The sequence below is a fragment of the Mesorhizobium sp. M1A.F.Ca.IN.020.06.1.1 genome, assembly GCF_004023265.1.
In the GTDB taxonomy this organism is placed as follows: Bacteria; Pseudomonadota; Alphaproteobacteria; order Rhizobiales; family Rhizobiaceae; genus Mesorhizobium.
The window spans coordinates 1-5011 of sequence record NZ_RZSR01000410.1 but is presented as its reverse complement, the minus strand read 5'-3'; the positions used below and the strand labels follow the sequence as shown (position 1 = coordinate 5011).

Below are 5011 nucleotides of genomic sequence, written 5' to 3'. Positions count from 1 at the left end.
GACATGCGTGGCGCTGATCACCATCACCGAGGCGCCGGAGGCTTCGCCCGCGGCGATGCCGGCCGGGGCATCCTCGAAGACGAGGCAATCGCGCGCCTCGACGCCGAGACGCTTTGCCGCCAAAAGAAAACAGTCGGGCGCCGGCTTGCCGCGGGTGACGTCCTCGGCCGAGACCATGATGGCGGGCACCGGAATGCCGGCCGCCGCCATACGCAGCAGCGCGAGTTCCCGCGGCGCCGAGGTGACGACCGCCCAGCGCTCCGGCGGCAGCGACTTGAGAAACGCCACAGCACCCGGAATGGGAACGATGCCCTCGAGGTCGGCCGCCTCGGCCTCGAGCAGCGCATCGGCTTCCACGACGGGATCGACGCCGGGAAGCTTCAGCGCGGCGATGGTCTCGATCGCGCGCTTGCCGTGGATGGTCGGCAGGAAGCTCGCGACGTCGAGGCCGTGACGGCGAGCCCACTTGGTCCACACGCGTTCCGCCGCGGCGATCGAATTGAGGACCGTGCCGTCCATGTCGAAAAGGAAAGCGGCGAACTTTCTGCCTGGGAACATCGGATATCCTGGGGAATCGTTTTCGGGGAGCGCGAAACGCACCGCTATCCTAACCTCCGAAGCGGAGCCTGCAAAGGCGCATGCCGGCATTTCGACTCGCCGCCGGAACAACGCTCCTCATTGCGGCGTTCTCCAACCAGTCTTGCAAGACCACCAACAAGGGCAAGACCACCAACAAGGGGAAGTGATGCTGATCAGGCTCGGCTACGAAATCGCCATCGAATGCGATGCCGCGACGCCGATCATCGCGCTTCTCGACATCCACCCGGATCGCCATGCCGACATCAAGCGGCAGACTCGCTTTCTCACCTCGCCTTCGGTGCCGACGACCACCTATCGCGACAGCCATGGCAATATCTGCCGCCGCTTCACGGCGCCGGCCGGCGGTTTCCGCATCCTCTTTGATGGGGTGGTCGAGGACAGCGGCGAGGCCGACGAGATCAACACGCTGGCGCGCGAAATGCCGGTGGCGGACCTCCCGGACGAGGTGCTCGTCTACCTGCTCGGCAGCCGCTATTGCGAAACCGATCACCTCAGCAACCTCGCCTGGGAGCTGTTCGGCCACTTGCCGCCCGGCTGGGCGCGCGCGCAGGCGATCGTTGACTATGTCCATAGCCGGCTTTCGTTCGGCTACGGCTATGCCCGCGCCACCCGCACGGCGGCGCAGGCGCATGAGGAGCGCGTCGGCGTTTGCCGCGACTTCGCGCATCTCGCGATAGCGCTCTGCCGCGCGATGAACATTCCAGCGCGCTATGTGAACGGCTATCTCGGCGACATCGGCGTGCCGGCCGATCCGGCGCCGATGGATTTCTCAGCCTGGATGGAAGTGTTCCTTGACGGGAAATGGTACGCGTTCGATCCGCGCCACAATCGTCCAAGGATCGGCCGCGTCGTGATCGCGCGCGGCCGCGACGCCACCGACGTGCCGCTGCTGCACAGCTTCGGCCCGCATCGGCTTACCCTGTTCAAGGTGTGGACCTATGAGCAGCAAGGCAATCTGTTCAAGCCGCCGCATCACGGCATCGACAGGACCGCGAGCGCCCAGATGCTCGCGTAAGCTAGGCGGCTGTTTCACTGCGGCGCCAGCACCAGCGCTGACCCGCTTTGGCACAGGGCGCACTGTGCCGAAGCGGGAAGGGCCGCAATGGCTCCGCCACTCATGGTAAGCGCTTTATGAACGGCATTTCCCTATTGTGTTTCCATTTACCCGCCATTCAACTTCCTGTCTGCCGTGTTCCAGCAAAAACAATGAGTTAACTGTCGCTCCGCGCCTTCGAACAGAAGGGTGGCCGTGTCTGGCCGAAATCCTGCAGCGCTTCCGTTGAGCGGCACCGAAGCCGCAGCAGGCGGGGGTGAGGATGCGGCAGTTGAAAGGTCTCGCTCGTGGGGTGGACGGCTTTGCGCGGGATCGCGGAGGCAATTTCGCGGTTCTGTTTGGGGCTGCCGCATCGGTGCTGGCGCTGGGGGTGGGATTCGCAGTCAATATCGCGCAGGTCTACAATGCGAGATCGAGTCTGCAGAGCGTCGTCGATGCCGCTGTGACTTCGACGGCACGCGATCTCACCCTTGGTGTCATCAAGGAAGCCGATGCCGACGCGTCGGTACAGGCATTTCTCGACGCCAACAGCGCGGCCGGCATCCTGCAGGCCAAACAGATCGTGCTCGACAAGCTCACCATCGACAGGACATCGAAGACCGTGCAGGTGAATGCGCATGCCGATGTCGGCCTCTATTTTCCGCTGTTCAGCGTTGGCGATATGCAGCGTGTCGGCGCCTCGACCACCGCGCTCTATTCAGACAAGAAGATCGAGGTGGCGCTGATGCTCGACATCACCGGCTCCATGGCGGCCAACAAGCGCGCCAAGACCAATAAGATCGGCGACCTGCAGGCGGCCGCGTCGCAGACGGTCAAGGATCTCCTGGGACAGAACCGGGATCCCAGCGAGCCTCGGGTCCGGGTGGCGATCGTCCCCTATGCCGAGGCCGTCAACACTGGCGGCCTCGCCGACACCGTCTTCGTCGAGACGTCGGCCGGACCGAAGCTGCCGCCGCCGATCGATGCGCCGCTTTCCATTTCCGTGACGACCGCGCCTGACAAATGCGCCACCGAGCGCAAGGACAAGGACGGCTATGCCGATTATTCGTCGGATGGCCCGTATACGCTGAGGCAGGACAACAATGGCAGGACCTATCAGGCCAGAGTCAACCGCGACTACCGCATGAAAGTGTGTCCATCCGCGGCTCTGGTTCCGCTGACGGCCGATCAGAACACGCTGCTCACGGCCATCGGTCATTTCCAAGCTGCGGGCGTGACGGCAGGTGGGATTGCCGCGCAATGGGGCTATTACATGCTTTCGCCGTCCTGGCGTTCGGCCATCGCCGATGCCCGCCTGGGCGCGGGTCCGGCGAATTTCGATCCGAAGAAAGTGGCAAAGATCGCCATCCTGATGACGGATGGCCAGTTCAACACCGCCTTTGCCCGCGGGCGCGGCACGTCCGCGTCCGACGACGAGGGCCGGAGGTCGCGCGCCAATGCCGAAGCCATTTGCGAGAATATGAAGCACGACGGCATAGAGGTTTTCACCATCGGCTTCGATCTCAACGATCCGTCGATGACGACGACCGAGAGGGATCAAGCGAGATCCGTATTGAAGGACTGTGCGACCGACGACACGTCGTCGCTGAAGCATTTTTACGAGGCCGCCACGGGCACCGAACTGTCAGATGCCTTCGATCAGATCACCCGCAATATCGAGAAGCTCACCATCAATCGCTGATCCACAGGGCAGGCCGCGAGAAAAGGAAAAGGCCGCCGCTTCTTGACGAAGCAGGCGGCCTTCCGTGTTTCCGTCCATGACGCGGCCCCTGGCGGCGACCCCTTCGGGTCACCTGCCGCGCGTCTCGCGCCTTAACGGGAAGACTGCTTCCCGGAAGTGCAATCCGCTGAGCTCACGTTATGGAAAACGAAATCACTCGACATCGGATCACCTCCTTTCGATTTGTTGAACACAGCCAAATGATGGGGTGCGTCGCGGCAAAACACAAGATGACGCTACGGAATGGCCGTGCATCGGGCGAGGATCATCCTCGCGCGATGCTTTTGCGCAACAGATCGGGATTGCGGTCGACGGGCCGGTGGACGACAGTGGCGCTCGAGGGCGGGGTTCGCCTATTGGGAGGTGGGAATGGACGCCGCCGACAGAGCCGCGCGGATCGTACGCAGGGTCGTCGAGACGTTGAAGCCGGGTTTTGCGGTCAGGCTTTGGACCGGCGAGCGGATCGGGCCCGCCGGCGGTCCGGTGCTTGCCATCAACGATCAGGACATCGTCTGGCAACTGGTGCGGCGTCCTGCCTTCTCGACGCTTGTCGAGATGTGGATTTCCAAGACCGTCGACATCGAAGAGGGCACGCTGTTCGACTTCTACGCCGTGCCCTCGCAGGGCAGGCTCAAGACGAAGCTCAGATCATTGCCCAAGCTGGAGATCCTGCGCGACCTGCCGGTGGTGCTGTTCTCGCGAAAACAGATGACGGCGCGCAGCGACCTCTCCGGCGGCAACCCCTATGTCAGCGGGTCGAACAAGGAAGCGATCCAGCATCACTACGACATCTCGAATGCCTTCTACCGGCTCTTCCTTGACGAGCGCATGGTCTATAGCTGTGGGTATTTCAAGGATTTCGCCAACGGCATCGACCAGGCGCAAGTCGACAAGCTCGACCATATCTGCCGCAAGCTCAGGCTGAAGCCCGGCGAAAGGCTGCTCGATATCGGCTGCGGCTGGGGCGCGATGCTGATCCATGCAGCGAAGCATTACGGCGTCGTCGGCCATGGCGTCTCGTTGTCGCGGGCCCAGACGCAGCTTGCCCGCGAGCGCATCCGCGCCGAGGGTCTCGAGGACCGCATCACCATCGAGATCAAATCCTACGCCGAGCTCTGCGGCGCATTCGACAAGATATCGTCCATCGGCATGTTCGAGCATCTGGGTATCGCCAATCACGACGCCTACTTTTCGGCCGTCCATCGTCTGCTCAAGCCCGGCGGCGTCTATCTGCACCACGCCATCACCAGGCGCAGCAAGGGCGACATCCGCAAGACGTTGCGCAAGGGCCCGGAATACAAGGCGCTGATCCAATACATCTTCCCAGGCGGAGAGCTCGACACGATCGGCATGACGCTCGGCAATCTCGAGGCGCGTGGCTTCCTCGTCCATGATGTCGAAAACCTTCGCGAGCATTATCAGCGCACCTGCCGGCTGTGGGCCGAGCGTCTCCATGCGCGCTTCGACGAGGCGATCGCCGAGGTCGGCGAGGCGAAAGCGCGGCTATGGCTGCTCTATCTCACCGGCTGCTCGATCGCCTTCGAACGCGCCTCGGCGCAGATTTTCCAGACCGTCGCCACCAAGCGCGCGCGGGGACCAAGCGGCCTGCCGCCGACGCGTGAAGATTTGTACCGGTA

4 protein-coding genes are annotated in these 5011 nt (G+C 63.1%); 3 read left to right on the top strand and 1 reads right to left on the bottom strand.

Features of this window, described 5'->3' with window-relative positions:
- Nucleotides 1–558: HAD-IA family hydrolase (locus EOA60_RS18360; protein ID WP_128311701.1), on the bottom strand; the 558-nt coding region annotated here is incomplete at its 3' end.
- A 187-nt stretch (nt 559–745) separates the two neighbouring features.
- Here EOA60_RS18360 and EOA60_RS18355 point away from each other — a divergent pair.
- The 3 genes from EOA60_RS18355 to EOA60_RS18345 form a co-directional block, all read left to right on the top strand.
- Entirely contained in the window at nt 746–1615 is an 870-nt protein-coding gene (locus EOA60_RS18355; RefSeq protein WP_067324945.1) for a transglutaminase family protein, read from the top strand.
- 301 nt (nt 1616–1916) lie between these two features.
- Nucleotides 1917–3335 (top strand): pilus assembly protein, encoded by a 1419-nt coding sequence (locus EOA60_RS18350; protein ID WP_095824163.1) that lies wholly within the window; start codon nt 1917–1919, stop codon nt 3333–3335.
- Between the two features lie 408 nt (nt 3336–3743).
- The coding region (locus EOA60_RS18345) for a cyclopropane-fatty-acyl-phospholipid synthase family protein (protein WP_127335685.1) at nt 3744–5011 on the top strand (1268 nt) is incomplete at its 3' end.